The organism is Gallibacterium genomosp. 1 (assembly GCF_000771875.1).
Classification (GTDB): Bacteria; Pseudomonadota; Gammaproteobacteria; order Enterobacterales; family Pasteurellaceae; genus Gallibacterium.
The window spans coordinates 1-1,171 of the sequence record NZ_JPXX01000042.1; the positions used below are offsets into that span (position 1 = coordinate 1).

Annotated in this window: 1 protein-coding gene; it reads left to right on the plus strand. The window is 35.6% G+C overall.

What is annotated here, in order from left to right; genetic code table 11:
- Positions 1 to 485 precede the first annotated feature (485 nt).
- Positions 486 to 998 (plus strand): helix-turn-helix domain-containing protein, encoded by a 513-nt coding sequence (locus tag JP36_RS10700; protein ID WP_039174594.1) that lies wholly within the window; start codon positions 486 to 488, stop codon positions 996 to 998.
- Positions 999 to 1,171: the final 173 nt, after the last annotated feature.

A 1,171-nucleotide genomic window follows, 5' to 3' on the forward strand; every position in this document is an offset into this window, starting at 1 on the left:
AGTAGAGCAGCAGTTATTGAGATAATTTACATAGCATAATTGCGCTATGTAATCGGAATAAAAAACATAGATCAAGCCTTTTCTAATGCGGGTTTATGTCATATGTTGCCTTTATGGTAAGTGTACGATGAAATACACAGTAATTTACCAACTGCTTTTAGGCGGTAGTAAAACGATGGAATCCATATCTTTGTATGGTAGATATTATCAAATAACGGGCAAATAAAATTAATATGATTTTACTAGTATAACTGTGATTTAAACCAATTAATCTTTGTTGACGGTATGAATGGCGGTATTTTTCAATGTATTTTAATTTATATTATTGATTTAGTTTATTTTAGTTTTGTTGATACAATTGAGCAGGTAAAATCTTCGTATTTCATAACATATCACTATATTTCAAAATAAAGATAAAGCCTTGTTATTGATCTGCACCCCAAAAGTTGGACTTATTATCCAACAGACAAAGGTGCAGATTTTTTATGACTAAATATAACCAAACATTTAAACAACAAGTGGTAGATTTCTGCTTTCAACACGAGGAAAGTCTTTCTTTAACCTGTCGTACATTTGCCGTGTCTAAAAGGCGTTGGATTGCCCAATATCAACATTCAGGTATAAAGGGCTTAGCCGTGCTGCATACCAAACGAACCTATACCCCAGGGTTTAAATATCACGTCATACAAACGATTCAAAACAGAGATATGACAGTTGAACAAGCCTATTTATATTTTGGTATTGCTAATCCAAGTACCATTCACCAATGGTTGAAAAGCTTTCAACAATGCGGTATAGAAGGATTACACCCAAAACCCAAAGGACGACCTGCGATGAAAAAACCACGCTATGCCAAAATGCCACCGCCACCGAAAACAGAAGAAGAACGCTTACGCTTAAGAATTCTAGCATTAGAAACGGAGAATGCCTACCTAAAAAAGTGTCAGCAATTAGACCGAGAAAAAATGAGGAAAAAGCCAACGCCGTCCAAGAATTAAGAGCAGACTATCCGTTAGACTTACTGTTACGGTATGCCAACTTAGCCAGAAGTACTTTCTTTTATCATTTACATGGTAAAGATAAGACTAGGGATGACAACGCTTCATTATGTGCCCAAATTCTTGCTATCAAACAACAGAATCCACATTATGGCTATCGCCGAGTCACCAAA